Genomic DNA, 22,895 nt, shown 5'->3' on the forward strand with positions numbered 1-22,895 from the left:
GTCCTGTGTTCGTCGAGGGGATTCAACGACCGGCCGGCCACCATCATTCCAGGGCCTGGGCACCCGCGGCCGGAGGCGGCGTGTCCTACTCGATCGTCCACCTGATGTAACGACCCCGGGCGGCCACGATTCCGCCATCGGGATGCCCCCGGTCACACCCACGAACCGGACATCCAGCCGATACGGGACGCCCTGACCAGGGTGCCGGGAGAGATCCACTCGACATCACGGAAACCGGGGCATCAACCCCAGCCGGACACCCCGACTTCACCGAACCCGAGTCGATCAAGCGAACGGACACCCGTACGCCGGAACGAGCCGGCGGCGGACGTCGGCGTGGTGTGCGGGTCAGGGGGTGGGGGGAGGCACGCGGGTGCGTACCTTTGTCACGCATTCGTCGAGGACGGTTCGGGCGTCCAGTCCCAGGCTCTCGATGGCGACCAGGGCGGTGAACGCGACGTCGGCGAGTTCGGCCGCGACGTCCTCGCGCGTGTGCGTGACCCCCTTGCGCGGATTCTGCCCCACCATGCCGATCCAGGCGCCGGCCACCTCACCCGCCTCCTCGCTCAGCTTGAGGATGCGGCAGGTCAGCTCGGCCTGCCCGGTGCCGTTAACGGCGTCCAGCCAGGCACGGGCGGCGCGGGCGGCGTTCCAGATCGTCTCGTCCACGCCGCACAGTAAAGCTGACCGGCGGATCGGGCAGCCATTGACATCGGTGGAACGGCGTGCCTAGTTTCAGGTCCCCTACCGGCCGGTAGGCATCCGTCCCGCCCGCCTCACCACCGGGCGACCACCGCCCCAGGGAGAGCGACGATGCCGTCCTCAACCACCCGCACCCTCCGCCGCCTGCTCGGCGCCGGCGTGGCCCTGGCCGTCGCGGTCGGCCTCGCCGGCTCCGCCCCGGCCTCCGCCGCCGGCGACCGCCACGCAGACGGTACGCAGCCACTGCCCGGCTACACCATCAGCAACCCGCCGCTGGATCCCCTCGTCGTGGGTGGCGCGCCGACCTCCGTCCGGCAGGGCGTGCACCGGCACTCCGCGTACATCGTCGAGGTCCCGGCGAACTGGAACGGCGACCTCGTCATGTGGGCGCACGGGTACCGGGGCCAGACCACGGTGCTGTCGCCGGAGGTGCCCGCCTTCGGCCTGCGGCAGCGCCTGCTGGAGCAGGGGTACGCCTGGGCGTCCTCCTCGTACTCCCGCAACGGCTTCGACATCCGGTCCGGGGTGCTGAGCACGAAGGACCTGGCCGACCACTTCGCCCGGCTCGTCGAGCGTCCCCACCGGACGTACCTGGCCGGGGTGTCGATGGGTGGCTACATCATCGGCCGCTCGCTGGAGCAGTACCCGGGCCACTACGACGGTGGCCTGCCGATGTGCGGCGTCCTCGGCGACCACGAGCTGCTGGACTTCTTCCTGGACTACAACCTCGCCGCGCAGGCCATCGCGGGGGTACGCGCGTACCCGACGCCGCCGGACTACCTGACCAACGCGGTGCCCCGGATCCAGGTGGCGCTGGGCCTGACCGGGATCAGCCCGACCAGTCCCGCCATCAGCAACGAGCGGGGGCGGCAGTTGCGCGACATCACCGTCAACCGCTCCGGCGGGCCGCGTCCGGGCACGGACGCCTCCTTCGCGATCTGGAAGGACTTCCTCTTCGGGATCAGCGCCACGAGCGGTGGCGACTCCCCCGCCGAGCGCCCGGGGCAGCTCGCCACGAACCTGTTCACCCGCTACAGCCCGAACTCCCCGGTGAACGTGAACGCCACGGTGCAGCGGGTCGCCCCGGAGAACCTGTGGCAGCGGCTCTCGCCGGCGCTGACCGAGGTGCCGCGGATCGCCGGTCGGCCGAGCGCGCCGGTGGTCAGCCTGCACAACCTCGGTGACCTGTTCGTGCCCTTCTCCATGGAGCAGGCGTACGCGCGGGACGTCGCGAAGCACGGCCGCAGCCGGCTGGTCGTGCAGCGGGCGATCCGCGCCGCGCAGCACTGCGAGTTCACCCCGACCGAGGCGGGCACCGCCTGGGACGACCTGGTCTCCTGGGTACGCCAGGGCAAGCGGCCGGCCGGCGACACGGTGACCAATCCGGCGGTGGTGGCCGCGCCGGACTACGGCTGCCGGTTCACCGACCGGGCGGCGTACGCGGCCGGCGTCGGTACCCGCCGCCTCTACGCGGCCTGCTGACCCGGGTCCCGACCTCGCCGACACGTACGGCGGCGCCCGCCGGAGTGATCCGACGGGCGCCGTCCGTTCGTCGTCCGGGCCCTGCCCGGAAGTCAGCTCAGGATCAGCGGGCGGCCCCCATGCCGAACCGGTGCCGCCTGCGCCACGCGAGGCTCAGCAGCAGCATCACCGCGCCGGCGCCGATCAGGCCGCCGCCGAGCTTCATCGGCGTGCCGACACTGTCACCGGTCACGGGAAGCCCGGGCTGCTTCTTGGCGAGCACGATCAGCGTCGCCGAGGCGACCTTGCCCGAGGTCTGGCCGACCGCGGTGAAGCGGTACTTGCCCGGGTACTGGGGCGTGAAGGGCACCGAGAAGGTGCCGTCCGGTCCGGCGGTCGCGGTCAGGGTGCCGGACCTGCCCCCCGGTGCCTGCTGGAACGAGACCGGCGCCATGGCGACCGTCGAACCGTCGCTGCGCCGGGCCCGGTCTGCGCCCCCTACACCGGCCGCGAAAGCGGTGGAGGTGTAGGTGATGACGACGGTCTCGCCCGGCAGGAAGCCGGTGCCGACCAGCTGAACGGTGGTGCCGACGACGACACTCGGCGGGTTCACCGTGAGGGTCGCCGGACCCGGTGGATACACCGGCGGCTGCGGTGTGCCGGTAACCGGCGGCTGCGGCTGCGGCTGCGCCGCCCCCGCCGCCGTCGGTACGGCGATCACGGCAAGACCGACCGTGAGCGCCATGATGATGCGGGATAGCCGCATGATTGGTTCCCTCCTACTGGTCACAGCTTGGTGCGGAAACAACTTGGGTGGTCCAGGGGGTGGCGGTGGGGGTCAACCACAGCTCGGCCGAGCCGCTGCCGGTCTTGGCCGTCAGGACGGCCACCTCCAACGTGCGGGTGGTGCCGGGGCCGACCTCGACGTTCGCGGTCGCCGTGTGCCGGTTCCGCTCACTGCCGGAACCGACGGCCGTCGCGACCCCGTCGAGACGGGCGTCGAGTACGACCCCGCCTGCGGGGCTGTGGACGGACACCAGCGTGCGGACGGTGTACGGGTCGCCCGCCAGGCCGAGGCCGAGGACGGACCTACTGAGTCCGGACTTCGGCGCCGACGAGTGCAGGGTGACTCGCAGCCGCAGTTCACGCCGGCCGTCCGACCGGCACTCGCCCACCGTGAGGGTGGCCGTGGGCCGGAGGTAGTAGCCGAGCTTCGCGCCGCTGCCGTCGTTGAGGAACACGCCGACCGTGGGCACGGTGTCCTTTTCCGGAAGGACGCCGGCCATCCGGCTGTCGCCGAACATCCGCTGCTCCTCCGGTCGGGCACTCCAGAACAATATCCGGCGTTCCTGCACAGCACGGTCGAATGCGGACAACAAGCCACGAGGGTTGACATTCTTCTTAAAAAGGGTGTCGAAGACGGCGGCGCCCGCCGTGGCGAAGAACCTGTCCTGCTCGCGGGTGTCCAGCCGCTGGTAGGCGTCACTGAGCAGGGTGCGCACCACGGTCTCGGCGGCCAGCGGGACGCCGTCCGGCACGAGCACCGGTCCGGTGGCCTTCAACAGGTACGACAGCACCACCGGATCGACCGCGAGCACCCCGTCGACGACCGTGTCGGTCCGGCGCCGGAACATCTCCCGGTACAGCGCGGCGGCGGTCGGGAAGTGCGGGGTCAGGTTGACGTCGGCCGGATACATGCCCGGCAGGTCACCCCACGCCGCACGCACCTCGGGAGGCACGGCGAGCGGCGGCGTGAAGCGGGCCAGCTCGGCGCTCGACCCCTGGCGCCCCATCCGGACCCGGCCCCCGTCGGCGTGCAGGACCGCGTACGCGCCGATCATGCCGCCGGTGGCGCGCAGCTCGGCGGGGTTCTGGGAGACGAGAAGGTAGCGGCGAGGGCCGTCCACGCCGAGCAGGGGCGGGAGGAGCCGGGCCGCCTGGTCCGCCGCGGCGGTCAGACCGGCCAGCCGGTCGATCTCCGTCCGCAGGTCGCCCAGCGCCTGCGCGACCTGGTCGACCAGCCCGCCGGTGGGCACCGCGGCGAGGTCCGCACGGGTGGCCTGCACGGCGTCGTCGACGGTGGACAGCTCCGTCGACACGGTCCGCAGGCGGCCGACGTCCAGCCGCCCGGCGCTGGGCAGCAGACTGCTCAGGTCGGTCCGGAGCAGTGCCGGGAACGCCGCCCGGGACAGCTCGTCGATCGCCACCGCGATCTGTCGTACGGCGGCGAGGTTGTCCCCGGCGAACGGCGTCTGCCGGCCGAGCCACCAGCCCGGGTCCCCGGTCGCCGTCCGGGCCGCCGCCGCCTGCTCCTGCAGCGCGGCGAGGGTCCGCTGGGCGCGATCGGTGTCACCGGCGACCACCTGGGCACTCAGGTCGCGGGCCAGCCCCGCGGCGTTAAGGAGATGGGCGCGGGCCTGCCAGCCGCGTACGCCCACCCAGCCCCCGGTGAGCAGCAGCAGCGACCCGACGACCAGGCCGGCGAGCAGGGCCCGGCGCAGGTGCGCCCGCCGGCGCCGACGGGACCGGCCGCGTCGACGACGCCCACTCTGGCTCTCGGTCACACCACACACTCCGTTCGGCAAAATCGGACAGGTAGGCACGTTCTTCTTGGACGTTCGTAGCACGTAACGATCGAGTACGTCCGAATATGACGGTCTTGACCCTTACGCGAGGATCACTCGCGCGTCCCGGGCGCGGCGACCCGCCCGCCGGCGACGTCGTACAGCAGCCGCTCGACGCGGTCCACGCCCGCGGGCATGGACATCTCGCGCAGGTACGCCTCCCGGCCCCGCCGGCCCATCTCGGCCCGGGCGGGCGGCGGGATGGTGGCGGCGAGCCAGAACCGGTCGGCCAGCGTGGCCCAGTCCTCCGGCGGGCAGGACAACCCGGCCCGGACCCGCTCGACCACCTCGGCCGTGTCGCCGCCGGCGGAGGCCACCACCGGGGCGGCGCAGGAGAACGCGGCCTGGAGCTTGCCGGGCAGGGTGCCCCGCAGCTCCGGCAGGTCGCGCAGCATGACCAGCTGGTAGTCGGCCGCCGCGTACAGGTCGGGCATGTCCAGTGGCGAGCGGCGCTCGACGAACCGCACGTTGTCGGCACCCAGCTCGGCGGCGAGCCCCCGCACCCGCCGCTCCTCGGGCCCCGACCCGACCAGGACCAGGTCCACCGTCCCGTCCAGCGCGGCCGCCGCCCGGACCGCCGTCTCCAGCCCCTGCCGGGGGCCGATGGTCCCCGCGTGCATGACCACGCAGCGCCCCTCCCGGCGGACGAGCCGGCGGGCCGCCGAGCTGGCCCGGGCCGGATGGAAGATCCGCTCGTCGGTCCAGTTCAGCAGGACCTCGACCCGGGACGGGTCCGCGCCCGCGGCGACCACCAGGTCACGCAGGCTGGGCGCGGCGACCGCGACGCGGTCCGCGGCCCGGTAGGTACGGGCCATGGCGGCGCCCAGTCGCTGGGTCCACCGCCGGTCACCGGTGTCGGACGGTTGGTCGGTGGCCCAGACGTCCTGCACGTGCAGCACGGTCGGCACCCGTCCCAGCAGACGCAGCAGCCCGGCGGCGGCGAAGGCCGTGGCGGGCGGCTGGTGGACGTAGAGCGCGTCCACGCCGGCGAGGAACCGCGGCCCGACCAGCGCGACACTGCCGGCGAAGGAAAGGTACGCGGCCGTCCGGCCCCGGGTCGACGCATCCCCGCCGGTGTAGCGCGGCACCCGCCGGACGGCGAGCCGCTCGCTCCGGGTCTCGTGGCGCCAGCGCTGCCGCCAACCGGGGTAGACGTGCCCGCCCGGGTAGTCCGGGAAGCCGGTGAGCACCCGCACCTCGTGCCCCCGGCGGGCCAGTTCCTCGGCGAGGCTGCCCGGGATGAAGGCCGGTTCGGGCGGGAAGTGGTACGACAGGATGCCGATCCTCACCGGAGCACCTCCGACGACCGCCGTCGTACCGGCGCGGCACCCTGCGGGACGGGCCCCGTTCCCGCGTACGATGCGGACAACCCCTCCGCGTCCGGCCGCCGCCGGACGCGCGGCGTCGCGGCCGGACTCCCCGCGACCGCAGTCACGAGAGGGGTCGACATGGTCGACCGGGTTCTGTTCGTGTGCCACGCCAACCTGTGCCGGTCACCGATGGCGGAGTACATCGCACGCCGCCTGCTGGCGGACCAACCGGTGGTGGTGGCCAGCGCCGGCACCGACGCCCACGACGACCTGGCGATGCACCCGTACGCCGCGGAGGTGGCCGCGGGCACGGGCGCCGACCCCCGGGTGTTCCGCAGCCGCCGGCTGCGGCCGGAGCATCTGGCCGGAGCGACCCTCGTGCTCACCGCGACCCGGCGGCAGCGCTCGGTGTGCACCGCGCTCGCCCCGGCCGCCCTGCACCGGACGTTCACCCTCCGGCAGTTCGGCCGGCTGGCCGAGGCGGCCGGCGCCGCCCCGGACGCGGCGGAGCCGGTCCCGGGCGGCGCGGCCGTTCCGCTGCGCGCGGCGGTCGAGGCCGCCGCCCGCGCCCGGGGGCGGCTGCAACCCGCCGCCCCCGACGCGGACGACCTGCCGGACCCGATCGGTGGGTCCGCCGCCGACTTCCGGCGCTGTGCCGAGGAGATCGAACGCGCGATGCGACCCCTCGCGGTGCTCATCGGGACAGCCGGGTGAGTTCCTGCGTCCGGTCGCCGACGTCGCCGGGGTCCAGGTGCTCCGCGTGCCGGGGTCCGGCGCCCCGCTCGGCGTGCGTCGGCGTCGTCTCGGCGGCCGCGACGACCCGGTACGCCTCGTACTGGTACGCGTCGGCCTTCGGCACCTTCGCCATGTTCAGCACGCAACCGAGCAGGCGGACCGAGACCGAGTGCAGGGACCGCGCCGCCGCGGCGACCTGCGACCGGGACGTCCGGCCCTGCTGGGTGACCAGCAGCGCGCCGTCGGCCTGCACGGCCACCACGACGCCGTCGGTCACGGCGAGCAGCGGCGCCGTGTCGATGATGACGATGTCGGCCGACTCGCGAAGGGCGAGCAGCAGGTCCGCCATGGCCTTGGAGCCGAGCAGTTCGCTGGGGTTCGGCGGGGCGGAGCCGCTGGGCAGCACCAGGAGCGACTTGTCGCCCCAGCGCTGCACCACGTCGCCGACCCCGACGTCACCGACCAGCACGTCGGTCAGGCCGATGCCGGCGTCCAGACCGAGGTAGTCGCCGACCTTGGGGCGACGCAGGTCGGCGTCGACGAGCAGGACCCGCCAGCCCGCCTCGGCCAGCGCGATCGCCAGGTTGCAGGACAGGGTTGTCTTTCCCTCGCCCTGGAGGGCGCTGGTCACCGCGATGACCCGGGCGGGCTCGTGCACGTCGACGAAGCGCAGGTTCGTCCGCAGCTTGCGGACCGCCTCGGCCCGGGCGGAGTTCGCCGCGTCACCCACGATCAGCGGCGACGTCTTCGCGCTGCCCTCGAACGGGATCTCGCCGAGCAACGGGCCTCCGGTGGCGCGCTGGAGACCGGCGGCGTCGCGCATCCGGACGTCGGCGAGCCCCCGCAGGATCGCCAGACCCACACCGGCGAGCAGGCCGAGCAGGCCGCCGAGGGTGAAGTTACGGACCGGCTGCGGGGACACCGGGGTGGAGGTGACCCGGGGCCCGCTGACCACCTCGATACGGATCGGCCCGGCCTTGCCGTCGGAGGTCATCTCGACCTTGCCGACCAGCTCGACGAACTTGGCCGACAGCGTCTCGGTCACCCGCAGGGCACGGTTCTGGTCGGTGTCGGTCACCGACGCGCGCAGCAGGACCGTCCCGGCCTCGGTGGAGGTGGAGACGCGCCGCTGGACCTGCTCGGCGGTCAGTCCGACCTGGTTGTCGGCGACGACGCTCTGCGCGAGCCGGTCGCTGGTCAGCAGCTCAGCGTAGGACTTCACGCGCTGCTGCAGGAACAGGCCGCCCTGGTAGGCGTCGGTGACGCCCTGACTCGGTGTGGTGACGAAGAACGTCACCGAGGCGACGTACCGGGGCTGGGCCCGGACGGTGACGAGGGTGGTCACGCCGAGCGCGACCATGACCGTGAGGAGCACGATCCACCAGTGCCGACGCACCAGGCGGAGTTGGCGGTACAGGTCCATCAGGCGCGCCTCCGTACCAGGCCGGTAACGCCAAAGAACTTCACGAAAACCCCCAAGGTCGACTTAATCTCGTGAAACCATTAAAGCGCCTCATGCGCCTTATGTCCGGAGTTACGCATTTTCGCCAAGGGCTGCGCTCCGCATTACCAACCCCGCAGGGGGAGGCGGGGTGTCGGTGCGGCGGAAATTGGATCGACGGGTTCTCGAACGCGGGTACGTGCCGTACCGGCGGAGGCTCCTCAGGTGGCGCGGTGCGCGGCGGACGGGTGCCGGGCCGCGCGGGGTCGTGCCGAGTGGCCGGCCGCGGACCCGGGGGTGACGGGCACCCGGCGGCGGGCTTCGCGAGGGGGCGGTGGGCAGGGGCGGCGGCGCGGGCCGACGGGCGAACGCCCGCCGGCCGCCGTCGCGGTCAGGAACGCCGCTCGGTACGCCGCGCCTCCTGCTCGTCGGCGAGGGCGTCGCTCACCGGCTCCATGAGGTCGTCGCCCGGCACCGCTACCTCCTCGGCCCGGTCCTGCTCGTCGATCCGCCCACCGGCGGGCGGCTCCGGGGCCGTCGCGCCGCCGGCGAAACCGTACTTGTTCGGTTCGTCGTGCTTGCTCATGTGGCTGTCCTCCCATTTTTCCCGTTTTCGCCTCCTACCGGCAACGGTAGGTGGTGATCCTTCTGCCCGCCGGAGGCCGGGGATAGTCGTGCTGTCCCGTCGACGGTGAGGGCGGCCCAGAGCAGTCGGCGCAGCAGGATGATGACGGCGGCGGCGACCAGGTCCGCCCACCCCTGCGCCACGGAAAGGCGCAGCAGGCCCACGGCGGTCAGCAGGTCCAGCAGCACCCGCAGCGCCGGCCGCCAGGAACGGCCGGTGAGCAGGACGACTCCCGCCGCGACGACGGCGGCCGAGGTGAGGGCGGCGGCGAGGGCCGGTATCACGGCGGGACCCCCTCCTCGCGAACCTGCCGTTGCCCCTCCCGGATCTCCCGGCTCAGCACCCAGTTCAGGGCGGTCCGGATGGCGGCGATCGCCGCCAGCTGGCCGATCTGCGTGAACGTCGGGGAGAACGCGGTCCGCAGGATGTCCGCGGCGAGCTGGAACTCCAGCCCGAGGGTGAGGAAGCGTCCCAGGGACAGCCGGATCGGGGTGAACGCGGCGGCGCTGCGGCGGCGCAGCCCCTCGGCCACGAACCGCAGCGCCGCCCACACCGCCCCCACGAAGATGACCACCGCACCGGCGGTCTCGACGGCGAGCACGAGCGACTCGTGGCCGATCCGTAGAACTTCCCCGGCGTTCACCCGCAGGCGTTACCCGGCGGGCCGCCCGGTAGTCGGCGATCAGGTGAGCTCGCTGACCGCCTCCAGGATCAGCCAGAGCCCGCAGATCGCGAAGAGGATCGCGGCACCGTACCTGATGGTCTTCTCGGGCAGTTTCCGGCCGAGCATCCGGCCGACCAGGATCGCCAGCGCGTCGGCGGCGACCATGCCGACCGTCGAGCCCAGCCAGGTGCCGAACCAGCCGTACTGGGTGGCCAGGGTGATGGTGGCCAGCATCGTCTTGTCACCCAGCTCGGCCAGGAAGAAGGCGACCGACACCGCCACGATGGCCGACTTGCTGGTCTTCTCGGCCTTGCGCCGCTCCTCCTCGGTGAGCGTGTCCCCGCGCAGGGTCCACGCGCCGAACCCGAGGAACGCCAGACCGGCCACGAGCGAGATCCACTCGGTGGGAAGGGCCGCGCCGAGGCCGTACCCGATCGCCACCGAGGCCAGGTGCACCACGGCGGTGGCGACGGTGATGCCGATCAGCACCGGTACCGGCTTGTACCGGGTGGCGAAGGTCAGCGCCATCAGTTGGGACTTGTCGCCCAGTTCGGCGACGAAGATGACGCCGAAGCTGACCACCAGCGCGACGAGGAAACCTTCCATGACATCCTTCCGGTTCATGCCGGGAGGAGGTACGGGGCGCCCTCGACCCGGCTTGTACAGCCTGGGTCGAAGGTCTCGCCCGCCCCGGTGACCGGGGCCGCGTGGCCGGGTGCGGAACGCACCAGTGTGTCGACCACGACATTGGGGGCTACTCCCCTTCGCGCGACCAGCCTAGCCGATCATCAGGGGGGCCTGCCGCCGCGGGTGAAGAGGTTCACGACGGCGGCTCCGCTCAGTCGGCCCGGGCCAGGGTGACCCCGAACAGGCCGTCCGGGTCGGTCCAGAAGTCGTGCGCGGTGAACCCGGCCGCCGTCAGCTCGGCCGCGACCCCCTCCGGGCGGAACTTCGCCGAGACCTCGGTCCGCAGTTCCTCCCCCTCGGCGAAGTCCACCACCAGGTCGAGCACCCGGATCCGCATCGGCCGGCGCGCCCGCAGCCGCATCTCGATCCACTCCTGGTCCGGGTCCCACCGGGCGACGTGGTCGAACGCCTCCGGGTCGAAGTCCGCCCCCAGCTCCCGGTTGACGACCCGGAGCACGTTGCGGTTGAAGTCGGCGGTGACCCCGGCCGCGTCGTCGTACGCCGGCACCACCACCGCGGGATCCTTCACCAGGTCGGTGCCGACGAGCAGCCAGTCCCCCGGCTCCAGGGCGGCCCGCATCGCGGACAGGAACTCCGCGCGCTCGGCCGGCAGCAGGTTGCCGATGGTGCCGCCGAGGAACACCACCAGCCGCCGGCCGCCGGGAGGAAGCCGGTCCAGGTGGCGGGTGAAGTCGCCGACGATGCCGCGTACCCGCAGGCCGGGATAGTCGGTGGCGATCTGCTCGGTGGACTGGCGCAGCGCGCTCACCGACACGTCCAGCGGCACGAAGGTGCCGAGGCCGCCCCGCCGGGTGAAGGCGTCCAGCAGCAGCCGGGTCTTCTCCGACGAGCCGGACCCCAGCTCGATAAGGGTCTTCGCGCCCGTCACCGCCGCGATGTCACCGGCCCGGGCAACCAGCACCGCCCGCTCGGCCCGGGTCGGGTAGTACTCGGGCAGCCGCGTGATCTCCTCGAACAACTCACTGCCCCGAGCGTCGTAGAACCACTTCGGCGGCAGCCACTTCGGTGTGGCGGTCAGGCCGGTGCGGACGTCCTCCCGCAGACTGCGGCCCAGGTCCTGCTCCTCGAGGTGGATCTCCAGCGGCTCCGCGCCCATGTCTTCCCCTTCGTCGAACGGATGCAAGGTCCTTCGCGGCGACCCCGTGCCGCCCCGTCGGCGGTCACGCCTCCGTGAGGGCGCGTACGCGCACCTCCGTCGCGGTCGCCTCCACGAGGTGGCCCTCCGGCACCGGTCGCCAGCCCGGCTCGTCGTCGTGCGGCTCGGACGCCAGCAGCACCGAGGCCGGGGTGGTACGGATCGACAGCGCGTGTCCGGCAACGCTGGCCACCACGGTCCGACCATCGGTGAGCAGCAGGTTGAGCCGCGACCCGGGTGCCGCCGCCGCCACGGCGAGGGTGGTCTCGGCGATCGCCCGCCCCGGCTTCACGCCTGCCCGCAGCCGGTGCCGGACCAGCGCCCACAGCAGCGCCGAGTCGGTGGCGGCCTCCAGGGTCAGGAGGTCCCGTACCGGCAGCGCCCCGGCCAGCGGGACCACCGAGTCGGGCCAGCCGCGCACCACGCCGTTGTGGCTGAACAGCCAGCGCCCCTCGGCGAACGGCGCGGCCGCCCCGTCGAGCACCGCCATCCCGACCGTCGCCGAGCGGACCGCGGCGAGCACCGCGCCGGCCGAGGTGACGGCGGCGAGCTGCGCGATCGTCGGATCGCTCCAGATCGGCTGGGCCCGCCGGTAGCGCACCGGATCGCCGTCGCCCGGATACCAGCCGACCCCGAACCCGTCGGCGTTGATCGTCCCGCCGCCGCGCATGTCACGCGGCGCCCAGGACTGGCGCACCAGCGAGTACGGCGGGTCGAACAGCAGCTCACGCAGGCTGACCGGCGGCCCCAGGTACGCCAGGTGGCGACACATCAGGCGACACCGTCCCCGGGCGGGGCCGGCGGCGTCACGGGTGCGCCTCGGCGGCGCGGGCGTCCCGGGCACACCGGAAACCGCTGAAGATCTGCCGCCGGATCGGGTAGTCCCAGTTGCGGAACGTACCCCGGCAGGCGGCCCGGTCGGTGCCGAAGGAACCGCCGCGCAGCACCCGGTGGTCGTCGCCGAAGAAGACCTCCGAGTACTCCCGGTAGGGGAACGCGGTGAACCCCGGGTGGCCCCGGAACGCGCTCGCCGTCCACTCCCAGACGTCACCGATCAGCTGGTGCACCCCCAGGGGCGAGGAACCCGCCGGGTAGGCGCCGACCGGCGCCGGCCACAGGTGCCGCTGGCCCAGGTTGGCGTGCTCGCCCGTCGGGTCGTCGTCGCCCCACGGGTACCGGCGGGACCGGCCGGTGACCGGGTCCCACCGCGCGGCCTTCTCCCACTCCGCCTCGGTGGGCAGCCGTTTGCCGGCCCACCGCGCGTACGCCTCCGCCTCGTACCAGCAGACGTGCACCACCGGCTCGTCGTCGCGCACCGGCGACCAGCGGCCGAAACGCCGGTAGGCCCACCCGTCACCGTCCCGCCGCCAGTGCAGCGGCGCGGTCAGGTCGGCCTCGTGCCGGTGCCGCCAGCCGGCGTCGCTCCACCAGCGCGGGTCGTCGTAGCCGCCGTCGGCGATGAACTCCCGGTACCGCCCGTTGGTGACCGGCGCGGCGTCGATGACGTACGCGGGCAGGTGCACCCGGTGGGCGGGCCGCTCGTTGTCCAGCGCCCACGGGTCGGTGTCCGTGCCCATGGTGAACTCGCCGGCCGGCACCAGCACCTCCCCGCCGACCCGTTGCCGGGGCTCGGGCGGCGGCGGGGCGTCGAGCACCGGCGGCCCGGAGCGCAGCTGGTGCGTCGCGAGCATGGTCTCGTCGTGCTGCTGCTCGTGCTGCACGATCATGCCGAAGGCGAACCCGTCGGCGGTCAACGGCCGGTCGGTGAACGCGACCCGGTCGAGCAGGTCGAACACCTTGTCCCGGACCGTGGCGACGTAGGCACGGGCCTCGCCCGGCGGCAGCAACGGCAGCGACGGGCGGTCCTTGCGGGGTTGCTTGAACGCGTCGTAGAGGTCGTCGATGTCGTGCCGGACCGGCGCGCGTCCCCCGACGTCGCGGACCAGCCACAACTCCTCCTGGTTACCGACGTGCGCCAGGTCCCACACCAGGGGCGACATCAGCGGGGAGTGCTGCCGCACCAGGTCCGCGTCGTCGACGGCCCCGGTCAGCAGGGCGGTGCGGGCCCGCGTGCGCTCCAGCTCCTCCGCGATGCGGGTGCGCAGCCGTTCCCCGTCCAGCGCGGGCGTCGTGGTGTCCGTCACCGGTGTCTCCTCCCCGCGACGGCGCGCCGCCGCCGTACGCCTCGATCGATGTCGTCGTACAGGTCGGGCGGCAGGTGCAGCCCGGGCAGGGCCGCCACGGCCAGGTCGAGCAGCTCGGCGGCGGTGGCGGCGAGGTGGCGGTCCCGCAGCCCGTACCGGGCCGCCGCCTGCCAGCGGTCCGCCTGCGGCGCGGCGACGGCGTGCGCCCGACGGACCGTGTCCGGGTCGGCGAGCAGGGCGCTGAGGACCGCCGTCGGCAGCCGCCAGTTCCGCCCGGGCTGCGTGTCGAGGTACCGCACCTCCAGGTAGCCGCGCGGGCGGACCGGCGGGAAGAGGGTGCTCACGTGGTAGTCGAGGTCGTCGGTGGTGGGCGGACGCGGCAGCGCGCCGTCGAGCCAGTCGGCGAAGGTCACCCCGGCCGGCGGGGTCCAGTCGTCGCCGCGACCGCGCAGGCAGAGCAGCGGTGCGGCCAGCACGTACGTCGTCCAGCCGGCGACCGGATCCTCGTCGGCGCGCTCGGGCGTCCAGACCGGGCGGGTGCGCGCCGGGTCGATGCCGAACCAGGCGGCCATCCGGGCCGACGCCCAGCCGGTGGCCCGGCCGGCGTGCCTCTGCGCGGTGGCGAAGGCCGCCAGCAGGGGCGGGCCCACCGCGTGCACCGCCGCCCAGCGGGCGCCCACCTGCTCCGCCTCCCCCGCGTCGAGGCAGACCTGGAGCCCGGCGGTGCTGTACATCATCGTGCGGCCAGCCGGCCCGCGCCGGTCGAACACGCGCCGCATGGCGCGGTAACGCGGGGTCTCCACCACCGGTTCCGGCGGGCGGTGCGGGTCGATGCCGCTGCGCCCGAGCACCAGCCCGGCGGCGGCCAGCAGAGCGGTGAGGTCGGCGATGTCGGCGTCCGTCGCGCGGATCAACGCGCCGATCGCGGTTCGCGGCGTGGTGGAGATCTCCACCTGCCCGCCCGGCTCCACGGTGACCGTGCTGCCGTACCGCAGTCGGGTGGCGGGGCTCGCGCCGTCGAGGGTGGGCGGGCAGTGCCGCCCGAGGGCCGCCCGCAGCCGCGCGCCCTCGACGGGGCGGGCGGGATCGGCGGCGTCGTGGACAGTCCATTCCAACTCGACACCGGTGTGGGTGGGTGGTCCGGTCTTGAAGCAGATCCGGGCGATGTGGCCGGCCGCCGCGTCGGACGACGAGAGGACCGTCCCGCGCTCCAGCTTCGGCGACATCACCACAGGATGGGCCCCCCTACACCACTGCGTGTTCCGGTCCCCGCCACCGTAACCCGACCCACCGTCATGTTCCGGGGCGTCGGCGGCGCCCTCGTCTCCTGTCTAGCAGAAGAACCGCTGGTGGCCGGCGGGATCGCCGCGAGGAGAACTCAGCTGCCGGGGGTAGGGCTCGGGGACGTCGAGGGCCCGCCGGCCGCCGTCGGCTCGGGCGACGCGGGCGCCTTCTTCGAGTTGCCCGGCTTCTTCTCGCCCACCAGGCCGCGGCAGAAGTCCTCGACCTCCTCCACGCCGCCGGCGGCCGTCACGAGCTTGGCGAACGCGGGGGTCTTCAGCGCCTTGGTCCGCTGCGCCGGCGACTTGGCCAGGTACGCCCGGCACAGCCCGGCCACCTGCCCGGTGGGCGGTTCGGTGGTGCGTCCGCCGCCGCCCGGGGTCACGGACGCGTCCGGCGTGGCGGACGGTACGACGGACGGGGCGAGGGTGCTCGGGCCGGCGCCGGTGGAGCCGCCGCCGGTCGGAGTGCCCGGACCGCCGGTCGAGCCGCCGGAGGTGGAACCGCCGGAGGTGGAGCCGCCGGAGGACGTGTCGGCGGGAGCGGGGGTGGCCGGCCGGCGCGGCGGGGCCGGATCGTCGGCCCGGTCCAGGGTGACGGCGGCGAAGGCGGCGCCGGCGGTGGCGGTGACGGCGATGCCGGCGCCCCAGGCGACCGCGCCGGCGGTGAACCGGCGTCGCCGCTGTGGGCGGTGCGGGACCGGGGTGGGCGTCGCCGCCCGGGCGGCCCGGAAGGCCGCCATCGCGGCCTCCTCCCCGGCCAGTTCGGTGGGCCGGGCGGAGGCCGAAGCGGCGGCGAGCAGGTCGGCGAGCGGGTCGGTACCCCGGCTGCCGGGCGCGGAGCGGACGGCGTCGAGGAGGCGGTCGGAGGCGTCACGGTCGGCGGGCCGACCGGCACGGCGGAAGATCATCGCGAATCCCTCACGTCAGCCGTCCGCCGGCTCGGCGTGCGGCGCCTGCTGGCGCCGGCCGTCGCGGGGACGGGGCGGGGTGCCGTCGGGGGCTGTCGGGTGCTGGCCCACGTCGTAGCGCTCCATCAGCGCGGCGAGCCGGCGCAGCCCTCGGTGGGCGGCGGTGCGCACGGCGCCGGGGCGCCGGCCGAGGACCCGGCCGGCGCTCTCGGCGTCCAGCCCGATGACGGCCCGGAGCAGCACGGCCTCGGCCTCCCGCGGCGGCAGGGTGGCGATCAGCGCGAGCGCCGCCTCGGTGCCGATGGTCTCGCCGGCCCGTTCGGCGGTGTCCGTGTCGCCGGCCAGCTCGCTGAGCGCCTGCACCGGGACGGGAAGGGAGGGACGGCGGCGCTGCCGCCGCAGGTGGTCCATGGCCCGGTTGCGGGCGATGGTGACCGTCCAGGCGCGGAACTCGCCCCCCGTGAAGGTGGGGAGGTCCCGGGAGATCTGCAACCACGCCTCCGAGGCGACGTCCTCGGCGTCCGCGCCGACCAGCGCGGTGAGGTAGCGCAGCAGGCCGGGTTGGAGGCTGCGGTAGAGGAACCGGAAGGCGTCCTCGTCACCGGCCTGGGCCTGGACGACCGCATCGTTGAGCTCGGCGGTCACCCGGGTCGCCTCCGTCCGGCGGACACGCTGGGGCACACACCGGCCCCGGCGCACGCGACGCCGACCCGGTCCGGTGCCCGGACCTGCTCCCGCACCCTCAGCCCCCCGCCGACCTGATCACGTCCGATCCCGCGACACCCCGGACGGCGTGCCTGACTCTCGCCACGGCATCCGCCCGGCGAGAGCCACGGCGACGCCGTCGGCTGGGCCCGGATCGCGCTAACGGTAGGAGCACGGGCGTGAACGGACAAGTCGGCCCCGCTCGCGGCAAGAGTGAGAATTATCGCGCGGGACGGGCGGCGTGTCGAGGTAACGCGGGGCGCTCGAAGGGCGCTCCCGCCCGTCCGAGGCGATGACGATGCGATGTGCGCAGCGCGCACAGCGGAGCCTCGTCACGTAGCGTTCGGGACCGGTCACAGGATACCGCTTCGGTATGCCCTGCCGACAGCCCCGGAGAGGGCCTGTCGTCCCTCGCGGGGCCGGGCACGGCGCGACGTGGGTCGCCGCTCTGGGTACGGTGGTGCCGTGTTGTCATCGGAGCTCGTGCTCAGCGGTCGGTACCGCCTGGACGACCGTGTCGCCACCGGCGGCATGGGAGACGTCTGGCGTGCCACGGACCTGATCCTCGGCCGGCAGATCGCGGTCAAGGTCCTGCTGCCGGCGCTGGTCTCCGACCCCGACTTCATCGCCCGGTTCCGCGCGGAGGCGCGGATCATGGCCGCCCTCCGCCACCCCGGCATCGTCCAGGTCTACGACTGCGGCGCGGACGACCTGCCCGACGGCGGGCGCGCCGACTACCTGGTGATGGAGTTCGTCACCGGCGAGCCGCTGTCCAAGCGGATCGAGGCCGCCGGGCGGCTGGACGTCGCCGAGACGATGTCGATCGTCGCGCAGGCGGCGCAGGCCCTGCACGCCGCGCACAAGGGCGGCATCGTGCACCGCGACGTCAAGCCGAGCAACCTGCTGGTGCAGGAGGACGGCACCGTCGTCCTGGTCGACTTCGGGGTGGCCCGCTCGACCGACGTCACGAGCATCACCAGCACCAACGCGGTGCCGGGCACGGCCCTCTACATGGCGCCCGAGCAGGCCGCCGGGCGACCGGTGTCCGGGGCCACCGACATCTACGCCCTCGGCGCGGTGGCGTACTGCTGCCTGAGCGGGAGCCCGCCGTTCACCGGCGACAACCCCCTCCAGGTCGCGGTGCGGCACCTCGACGACGAGCCGCCGGAGCTGTCGCACGACATTCCGGAGGCGGTCCGGGCACTGGTCGGCCGCGCGCTGGCCAAGGATCCCGCAGACCGGTTCACCAGTGGCGCGGCCATGGCCGAGGCCGCCCGGGCCGCGGTCTCCGACCCGTCGGCGCCGACCGCCTGGGTGCCGGCCGCGGGCGTCACCGCCCTGCGCGACGCGGGCCCGAACACCCGCACCGACTCCGTACCGGCCGCCACCGCCGGGGGACGGCGTGGCCGTGGCCGGCTGGTCGGCGCGGCGGCGGCGGCACTGGTGGCGCTGGCCGGCGTCGGCGCGGCGCTCAGTGTGACCACCGCCGCGGACGCGCCGGCCGGCGTCAAGGTGCCGCCGGCGTCCGCACCGGCGGCGGAGCCCAGCGGCGACGACGAGCCGACGGCCGTGGAGACCGGCGGCGACCCCGAGCAGCCGTACCGGCCGGTGGGTTCGACCGGTCGGCCGTCGACGTCGCCGACCGCGACCTCGACCGTGCCGCCGCCCAGCCCGACGGGCCAGCAGCCGACCAGCGTGCCCACGACGGCGCCCACGACGCCCCCGGCCCCGCCGACCACGACGCCGCCCGGACCGGCCCCCACCACGTCGAATCCGAATCCGGCACCGACGACGACCCCGCCCACCACCGACCCCGAGATCCCGCCCGGCGAGCTGTGACCGCGCCACCGTCTCCCCGCACAGGGGCGGGGAGACGGGGACGGCGCACCGGTCACTGGTCGCCGAGGGCCTCCACCACCGGCCGGGACAGCGCCCGGCGGGCGGGCAGCACCGAGGCGGCCAGCGCGGCGACCACCGCGACGCCGACGACCAGGCCGAGCGGCCCGAGCGGCAGCACCACCGTGAAGTGCCCGCTGATCCGCCCGAGCAACGCCATCGCCGCGGCGCTGACCCCGGTTCCCAGGGCCACCCCGAGCACGACGCCCACTCCGGCCGTCAGCACCGCCTCGACGGCGAGCATCGTCCGCAGCCGGCCGCGGGTCAGCCCGACGGCCCGCAGGACCGCGTTCTCGCGGGTCCGCTCGACCACCGACAGGGTCAGCGTGTTGGCCACCCCGACCAGGGCGATGACGACCGCCAGGCCGAGCAGCGCGGTGACGAAACCGAGCACCATGTCCACCGTGCCGGTGAGCATCTTCTTGTAGGCGCCCTGGTCGAGCAGGTTGACCGTCGGGTAGCGGGCCACGACCGACTCGATCGCCACCCGGGCCCGCTCGGCCGTCACTCCGCCCGCCGGTTCGATCTCGGCGAGGTGTCCCCGCTCGTCGGGGTAGAGGGCGGTGAAGTCGTCGTCGGCCAGGTGGACGACGTGGCCGACCGGCACCGGACCGCCGGCCGCCGGACCGTCGTCGGTGACCACGGCGGCCACCCGGAAGGGACGGCCGCCCAGGACGAGAGGCGAGTCGGCCGTCCAGCCGCGCGCCCGCGCCAGCTCCGCGCCGACCAGCACCCACCCGGGACCGAACCGGTCCGGGTCCCCGGCGACCACGCCGGTCAGCGTACGGCCGACCAGCGCGGGGTGGGACGCCCGCACCTCGACGCCCGACCACACCGCGCTGCGCCACTCGTGCACGACCGCCAGCTCCTCCCGGGTCCGCAGCTCCGCCGCCAGCGGTGCGGGCAGGTCCCCGCCCACGCCGGTGACGAGCCAGTCCACCCCGATCTCGGCGTCGACACTGCGCTCGATGCCGGTCCTGGTGCTGTGCGCGCCGACCACGAAGGCGGACACCAGCCCGATGCCGATCACCAGCGCGGTGGCGGTCGCCGCGACCCGCCGGGGATTGCGGACGGCGTTCGCCACGGCCAAATCACCGGTCACACCGAGCACCCGCCGGGCGGGCGCTCCGAGGACCCGGACCAGGGCCGGCACCAGCACCGGCCCGACCAGCACGATGCCGAGGAAGACCAGCACCCCGCCGGCCGCGACGAGGGGGATCAGCACGGCGTACGGGGCGGCGGCCAGGGCCGCGACGCCCCCGGCGAGGACCAGTCCGCCAGCCACGAGCCGGAGGCGACCGGGCCGTCGGGCCGGCTGCACGGCCGCCTCGGTGAGGGCGGCCACCGGGGCCACCCGGGTGCCCTTCCAGGCCGGCAGGAGTGCCGCGCCCACGGTCACCACGGTGCCCACGGCGAGGCTGCCCAGCACGGCCGGCACGGTGACCACGAGCCGGCCGCCGGGCACCGGCGCGTCCAGAGCGGCCAGCAGGGCGTTCAGGCCGGCGGCCAGCACCACGCCGAGCAGGATCCCGACGGCGGAGGCGACGAGGCCCACCACGGCGGACTCGGCGACGACGGCCCGGAACAGCTGCCCCCTCCGCGCCCCGACCAGGCGCAGCAGGGCGGTCCGCCGGGTGCGCTGGGCCAGCACGATGGCGAAGGTGTTGGCGATCACGAAGGCCGCCACCACGACCGCCACGGCGGCGAAGGTCAGCAGCGCGAGGTTGAACTGGTCCAGGTCGCGGACGGCGTCGGCCACCGCGTCGTCGAGGATCCGCTGGCGGGTCTTCACGGTCGTGCCGGGGCCGGCGACGGCGGTCAGCGCGTCGGCCAGGGCCGCGTCGGTGACCCCGGGCGCGGCGGCGACCATGACCCGGTCGTAGCCGGCCCGGCCGGAGAGGGCCAGCGCGTCGGCGCCGACCGTACCGACGAACGGTCCGCCCACGTCGCGGGAGGTGTCGTCCACGTCGACGGCGCCGACCAGGGTGTACGGCCGGGCCGGCACCGCGTCGCCGCCGACGCGCACCGGCGCACCCAGGGCGAAGCCCTCCCGGGCGGCGGTCGGCGCGTCCAGCACCACCTCGCCGGGCCGGTCGGGCAGCCGCCCCGCCACCAGGTCGTACGAGCGCAGGGCCTCCTCGGTGGGGATGGCGGCGAGGACGGTGTACCCGAGCACCGGGCGGCCGTCGGCGCCGACGATGCCGGCGGTGCCGAGGAGTTCGCCCGCCGCGGCGGCCACGCCCTCGACGGCACGCACCCGGTCGACGAGGGCGGTCGGCAGCGGCTCCCCGCCCTGCGGGTGGACGGCGGCATCGGTGTGCCGGTCGAAGGCGCCGGCGCGGTCGTACGCACCGGCGCGCATGCCGTCGACGACGATCAGGGTGCCGGCGACGAACGCGACGCCGAGCACGACGGCCAGCGCCGGCAGGAGCAGCCGCGGCCCTTCGGCGCGCAGCGAACGCAGGGCCAACCGGATCATGACGGACACGTGCGGCTCCCCGTGGAGATCGTTTTCTGGACGTCTCCGACGCTAGGGCGGCACCGGTCGGGCGGCGTCCGCCGCCGCGCTCGACCCGGGTGCGTCCCCGGGGGTCCCACGGCGAGCGGCCCGTACGACCGAGGTCGTACGCGGCGTCAGCCCCCCGGGGTCACCAGGCCGCTCTCGTACGCCAGGACCACCGCCTGGACCCGGTCGCGGAGCTGGAGTTTCGCCAGGATCCGCCCGACGTGGGTCTTGACCGTCGCCTCGGCGACGTGCACGCGGGCGGCGATCTCGGTGTTCGACAGGCCCTGCGCGACGAGCAGGAGGATCTCCCGTTCCCGCTCGGTGAGCTGGGCGAGGCGGGGGTCCTCGACCGGGCCGGGGCCGAGCTGGCCGGCGAAGCGGTCGAGCAGCCTGCGGGTGATCGACGGGGCCACCACCGAGTCGCCCTGCGCGACGACCCGGATCGCGGCGAGCAGTTCCTCCGGCGGCACGTTCTTGAGCAGGAAGCCGCTGGCACCGGCCCGGAGCGCGGCGAAGGCGTCCGCCTCGGTGTCGAACGTGGTCAGCACCAGGACCCGGGGCGGGCCGGCCGGGCGGTCGGCACAGATCCGACGGGTCGCCTCGACCCCGTCCATGGTCGGCATCCGCACGTCCATCACCACCACGTCGGCGTCGACGCGGGAGAGAACGCGCAGGGCGTCGGCGCCGTCGATCGCCTCGCCGACCACCTCCAGGTCCGGCTGGGAGTCCAGCACCATCCGGAAACCGGCGCGCACCAGCGCCTGGTCGTCCACGATCACCACTCGCACGGTCATGCCGCGATCACCTCCGCTCCGGGCGTCGACGGTAGCGGCAGCCGGGCCTCGACCCGCCAGCCCCCACCCGGTCGGGGGCCGGCGGCGAGGCTGCCGTCGTACACCCCGACGCGCTCGCGCATCCCGACCAGGCCGTGCCCCCCGGACGGCGCCGGCCGGACCGGCGGGCGTCCGCGCCCGTCGTCGACGACCCGGACCACGACGGCGGCGGCGGTGTGGTGGAGGGTCACGTCGACGCCGGCACCGACGCCCGCGTGCTTGAGCGCGTTGGTCAGCCCCTCCTGCACCAGCCGGTAGAGGGTCAGTTCCAGCCCCGGTGGCAGGGCCGGGACGTCGCCGTCGGTGGACCAGCGGACGCGCAGGCCGGCGTCGCGGAAGCGGTCCAGCAGGGCGGGCAGTTCGGCGAGCGCCGGCCGACGGTGCTCGGGCTCCGCGGCGACCTCGGGCGGTGGCGACTCCCCCGCCGTGCCGGCCACGGCCGCCGTCTCCGGCGGGTTGGGCTCCCGGAGTACGCCGACGAGCCGGCGCATCTCCTCCAGGGCCACCCGGCCGGTGTCGGCGACCACCTTGACCGCCTCGCGGGCGGTCTCCGGGTCCCGGTCGAGGGTGAACCGCGCGCCGTCGGCCTGGACGATCATCACGGCGAGGCTGTGCGCGACGACGTCGTGCAGCTCGCGGGCGATGCGGGTGCGCTCCTCGGCGACGGCGGCCCGCGCCTCGGCCTCCCGTTCCCGTTCCAGCGTGGTGGCCCGCTCCTCCAGGCTGAGCACGTAGAGCCGACGGGTCCGGACGTTCAGCGCGGCCAGCCAGACCCCGCCGGTGACCAGCCCGAAGTAGATGGTGCTGGCCCACCAGGGGACGTCGCCCCTCGTCTGGACGGCGGCGAGCACCACACCGACCGCGGCGACCACGCCGGCGACCACCCCGTCACGGAGACGGTCGGCGTACTTGACCACGCTGTAGAGCGCGACGAGCACCGCGACGTCGAAGGCGAGCGGACCCCAGCCGGCGACGACCTGGACCAGCGCGAGGACGGCCACCACCGCCGCGACGGCACTGGGGTGGTGCCGGCGGGCCAGCAGCGCCACCGCCATCGCGGCCCCCACGAGGGTCGCCGTCCATCCGCCGGGCTGGTTGACCGCTCCGAGGAGGCCGACGAGGACCACGCCGAGCGAGACGAGGACGTCGAAGGCGACGCTGCGCAGCGGGCGACCGAAGGCGGTGCGGTTCACGGTCACCCAGCGTACGTGTCGC

At 74.6% G+C, this 22,895-nt stretch carries 21 protein-coding genes; 3 read left to right on the plus strand and 18 right to left on the minus strand.

Annotated features, from left to right (window positions below):
• Positions 1–348: 348 nt before the first annotated feature.
• Positions 349–669: a MazG-like family protein gene (locus tag ACTMSW_RS29575; RefSeq protein ID WP_441184040.1), complete on the minus strand. Its 321-nt coding sequence runs from the start codon at positions 667–669 to the stop codon at positions 349–351.
• A gap of 144 nt (positions 670–813) precedes the next feature.
• Between ACTMSW_RS29575 and ACTMSW_RS29580 the strand changes: the two genes are divergently transcribed.
• Positions 814–2,184, plus strand: a complete 1,371-nt coding sequence (locus tag ACTMSW_RS29580) for an alpha/beta hydrolase family protein (protein ID WP_441184041.1) — start codon at positions 814–816, stop codon at positions 2,182–2,184.
• A 103-nt stretch (positions 2,185–2,287) separates the two neighbouring features.
• On the opposite strand, the gene ACTMSW_RS29585 is transcribed toward ACTMSW_RS29580, so the two are convergent.
• From ACTMSW_RS29585 to ACTMSW_RS29595, 3 genes are all read right to left on the minus strand, one after another.
• Entirely contained in the window at positions 2,288–2,929 is a 642-nt protein-coding gene (locus ACTMSW_RS29585; RefSeq protein WP_441184042.1) for a hypothetical protein, read from the minus strand.
• A gap of 13 nt (positions 2,930–2,942) precedes the next feature.
• A complete protein-coding gene (locus ACTMSW_RS29590; RefSeq protein ID WP_441184043.1) occupies positions 2,943–4,727 on the minus strand; it encodes a DUF4012 domain-containing protein in 1,785 nt (594 codons plus the stop codon).
• 113 nt (positions 4,728–4,840) lie between these two features.
• A complete protein-coding gene (locus ACTMSW_RS29595; RefSeq protein WP_441184044.1) occupies positions 4,841–6,076 on the minus strand; it encodes a glycosyltransferase family 4 protein in 1,236 nt (411 codons plus the stop codon).
• A 159-nt stretch (positions 6,077–6,235) separates the two neighbouring features.
• Here ACTMSW_RS29595 and ACTMSW_RS29600 point away from each other — a divergent pair, with 159 nt between their 5' ends.
• The gene (locus tag ACTMSW_RS29600; RefSeq protein WP_441184045.1) at positions 6,236–6,811 is read left to right on the plus strand and encodes an arsenate reductase/protein-tyrosine-phosphatase family protein; all 576 of its coding nucleotides are present in this window, start codon (positions 6,236–6,238) and stop codon (positions 6,809–6,811) included.
• On the opposite strand, the gene ACTMSW_RS29605 is transcribed toward ACTMSW_RS29600, so the two are convergent.
• The 11 genes from ACTMSW_RS29605 to ACTMSW_RS29655 form a co-directional block, all read right to left on the minus strand.
• Positions 6,792–8,255, minus strand: coding sequence for a polysaccharide biosynthesis tyrosine autokinase (locus tag ACTMSW_RS29605; protein ID WP_441184047.1), 1,464 nt, complete (start codon positions 8,253–8,255; stop codon positions 6,792–6,794). The genes ACTMSW_RS29600 and ACTMSW_RS29605 overlap by 20 nt on opposite strands.
• Positions 8,256–8,664: 409 nt before the next feature.
• On the minus strand, positions 8,665–8,859 hold the full coding sequence (locus tag ACTMSW_RS29610; RefSeq protein ID WP_441184049.1) for a hypothetical protein: 195 nt from the start codon (positions 8,857–8,859) through the stop codon (positions 8,665–8,667).
• The gene (locus tag ACTMSW_RS29615) at positions 8,856–9,182 is read right to left on the minus strand and encodes a hypothetical protein (RefSeq protein ID WP_441184050.1); all 327 of its coding nucleotides are present in this window, start codon (positions 9,180–9,182) and stop codon (positions 8,856–8,858) included. Before ACTMSW_RS29615 ends, ACTMSW_RS29610 begins: the two co-directional genes overlap by 4 nt.
• Entirely contained in the window at positions 9,179–9,541 is a 363-nt protein-coding gene (locus ACTMSW_RS29620; protein WP_441184051.1) for a DUF1622 domain-containing protein, read from the minus strand. Before ACTMSW_RS29620 ends, ACTMSW_RS29615 begins: the two co-directional genes overlap by 4 nt.
• A 39-nt stretch (positions 9,542–9,580) precedes the next feature.
• Positions 9,581–10,168: a TMEM165/GDT1 family protein gene (locus ACTMSW_RS29625; RefSeq protein WP_441184124.1), complete on the minus strand. Its 588-nt coding sequence runs from the start codon at positions 10,166–10,168 to the stop codon at positions 9,581–9,583.
• A gap of 232 nt (positions 10,169–10,400) precedes the next feature.
• Positions 10,401–11,366: an L-histidine N(alpha)-methyltransferase gene (gene egtD / locus ACTMSW_RS29630; protein ID WP_441184052.1), complete on the minus strand. Its 966-nt coding sequence runs from the start codon at positions 11,364–11,366 to the stop codon at positions 10,401–10,403.
• A gap of 64 nt (positions 11,367–11,430) precedes the next feature.
• Positions 11,431–12,177, minus strand: a complete 747-nt coding sequence (egtC, locus tag ACTMSW_RS29635; RefSeq protein ID WP_441184054.1) for an ergothioneine biosynthesis protein EgtC — start codon at positions 12,175–12,177, stop codon at positions 11,431–11,433.
• Positions 12,178–12,211: 34 nt separating this feature from the next.
• Positions 12,212–13,549 (minus strand): ergothioneine biosynthesis protein EgtB, encoded by a 1,338-nt coding sequence (gene egtB / locus ACTMSW_RS29640; RefSeq protein WP_441184055.1) that lies wholly within the window; start codon positions 13,547–13,549, stop codon positions 12,212–12,214.
• Complete coding sequence (egtA, locus tag ACTMSW_RS29645; protein WP_441184056.1) at positions 13,546–14,781, minus strand: ergothioneine biosynthesis glutamate--cysteine ligase EgtA; 1,236 nt, start codon at positions 14,779–14,781, stop codon at positions 13,546–13,548. The genes egtB and egtA overlap by 4 nt, the downstream gene beginning before the upstream one ends.
• Positions 14,782–14,927: 146 nt before the next feature.
• Positions 14,928–15,740 (minus strand): hypothetical protein, encoded by an 813-nt coding sequence (locus ACTMSW_RS29650; protein ID WP_441184057.1) that lies wholly within the window; start codon positions 15,738–15,740, stop codon positions 14,928–14,930.
• Positions 15,741–15,755: 15 nt separating this feature from the next.
• Complete coding sequence (locus ACTMSW_RS29655) at positions 15,756–16,385, minus strand: RNA polymerase sigma factor (RefSeq protein WP_441184059.1); 630 nt, start codon at positions 16,383–16,385, stop codon at positions 15,756–15,758.
• A gap of 525 nt (positions 16,386–16,910) precedes the next feature.
• Between ACTMSW_RS29655 and ACTMSW_RS29660 the strand changes: the two genes are divergently transcribed.
• Positions 16,911–18,284: a serine/threonine-protein kinase gene (locus ACTMSW_RS29660; protein ID WP_441184060.1), complete on the plus strand. Its 1,374-nt coding sequence runs from the start codon at positions 16,911–16,913 to the stop codon at positions 18,282–18,284.
• Positions 18,285–18,336: 52 nt separating this feature from the next.
• On the opposite strand, the gene ACTMSW_RS29665 is transcribed toward ACTMSW_RS29660, so the two are convergent.
• The 3 genes from ACTMSW_RS29665 to ACTMSW_RS29675 form a co-directional block, all read right to left on the minus strand.
• On the minus strand, positions 18,337–20,820 hold the full coding sequence (locus ACTMSW_RS29665; RefSeq protein ID WP_441184126.1) for an ABC transporter permease: 2,484 nt from the start codon (positions 20,818–20,820) through the stop codon (positions 18,337–18,339).
• 155 nt (positions 20,821–20,975) lie between these two features.
• Positions 20,976–21,641 carry a response regulator gene (locus ACTMSW_RS29670; RefSeq protein ID WP_441184061.1) on the minus strand — a complete coding sequence of 222 codons (666 nt, stop codon included), beginning with the start codon at positions 21,639–21,641 and terminating at the stop codon, positions 20,976–20,978.
• Positions 21,638–22,879 carry a sensor histidine kinase gene (locus tag ACTMSW_RS29675; RefSeq protein ID WP_441184062.1) on the minus strand — a complete coding sequence of 414 codons (1,242 nt, stop codon included), beginning with the start codon at positions 22,877–22,879 and terminating at the stop codon, positions 21,638–21,640. The genes ACTMSW_RS29670 and ACTMSW_RS29675 overlap by 4 nt, the downstream gene beginning before the upstream one ends.
• Between the last annotated feature and the right edge of the window lie 16 nt (positions 22,880–22,895).

Origin of the sequence: Micromonospora sp. BQ11 (assembly GCF_052068135.1) — a bacterium.
Lineage (GTDB): Bacteria > Actinomycetota > Actinomycetes > Mycobacteriales > Micromonosporaceae > Micromonospora.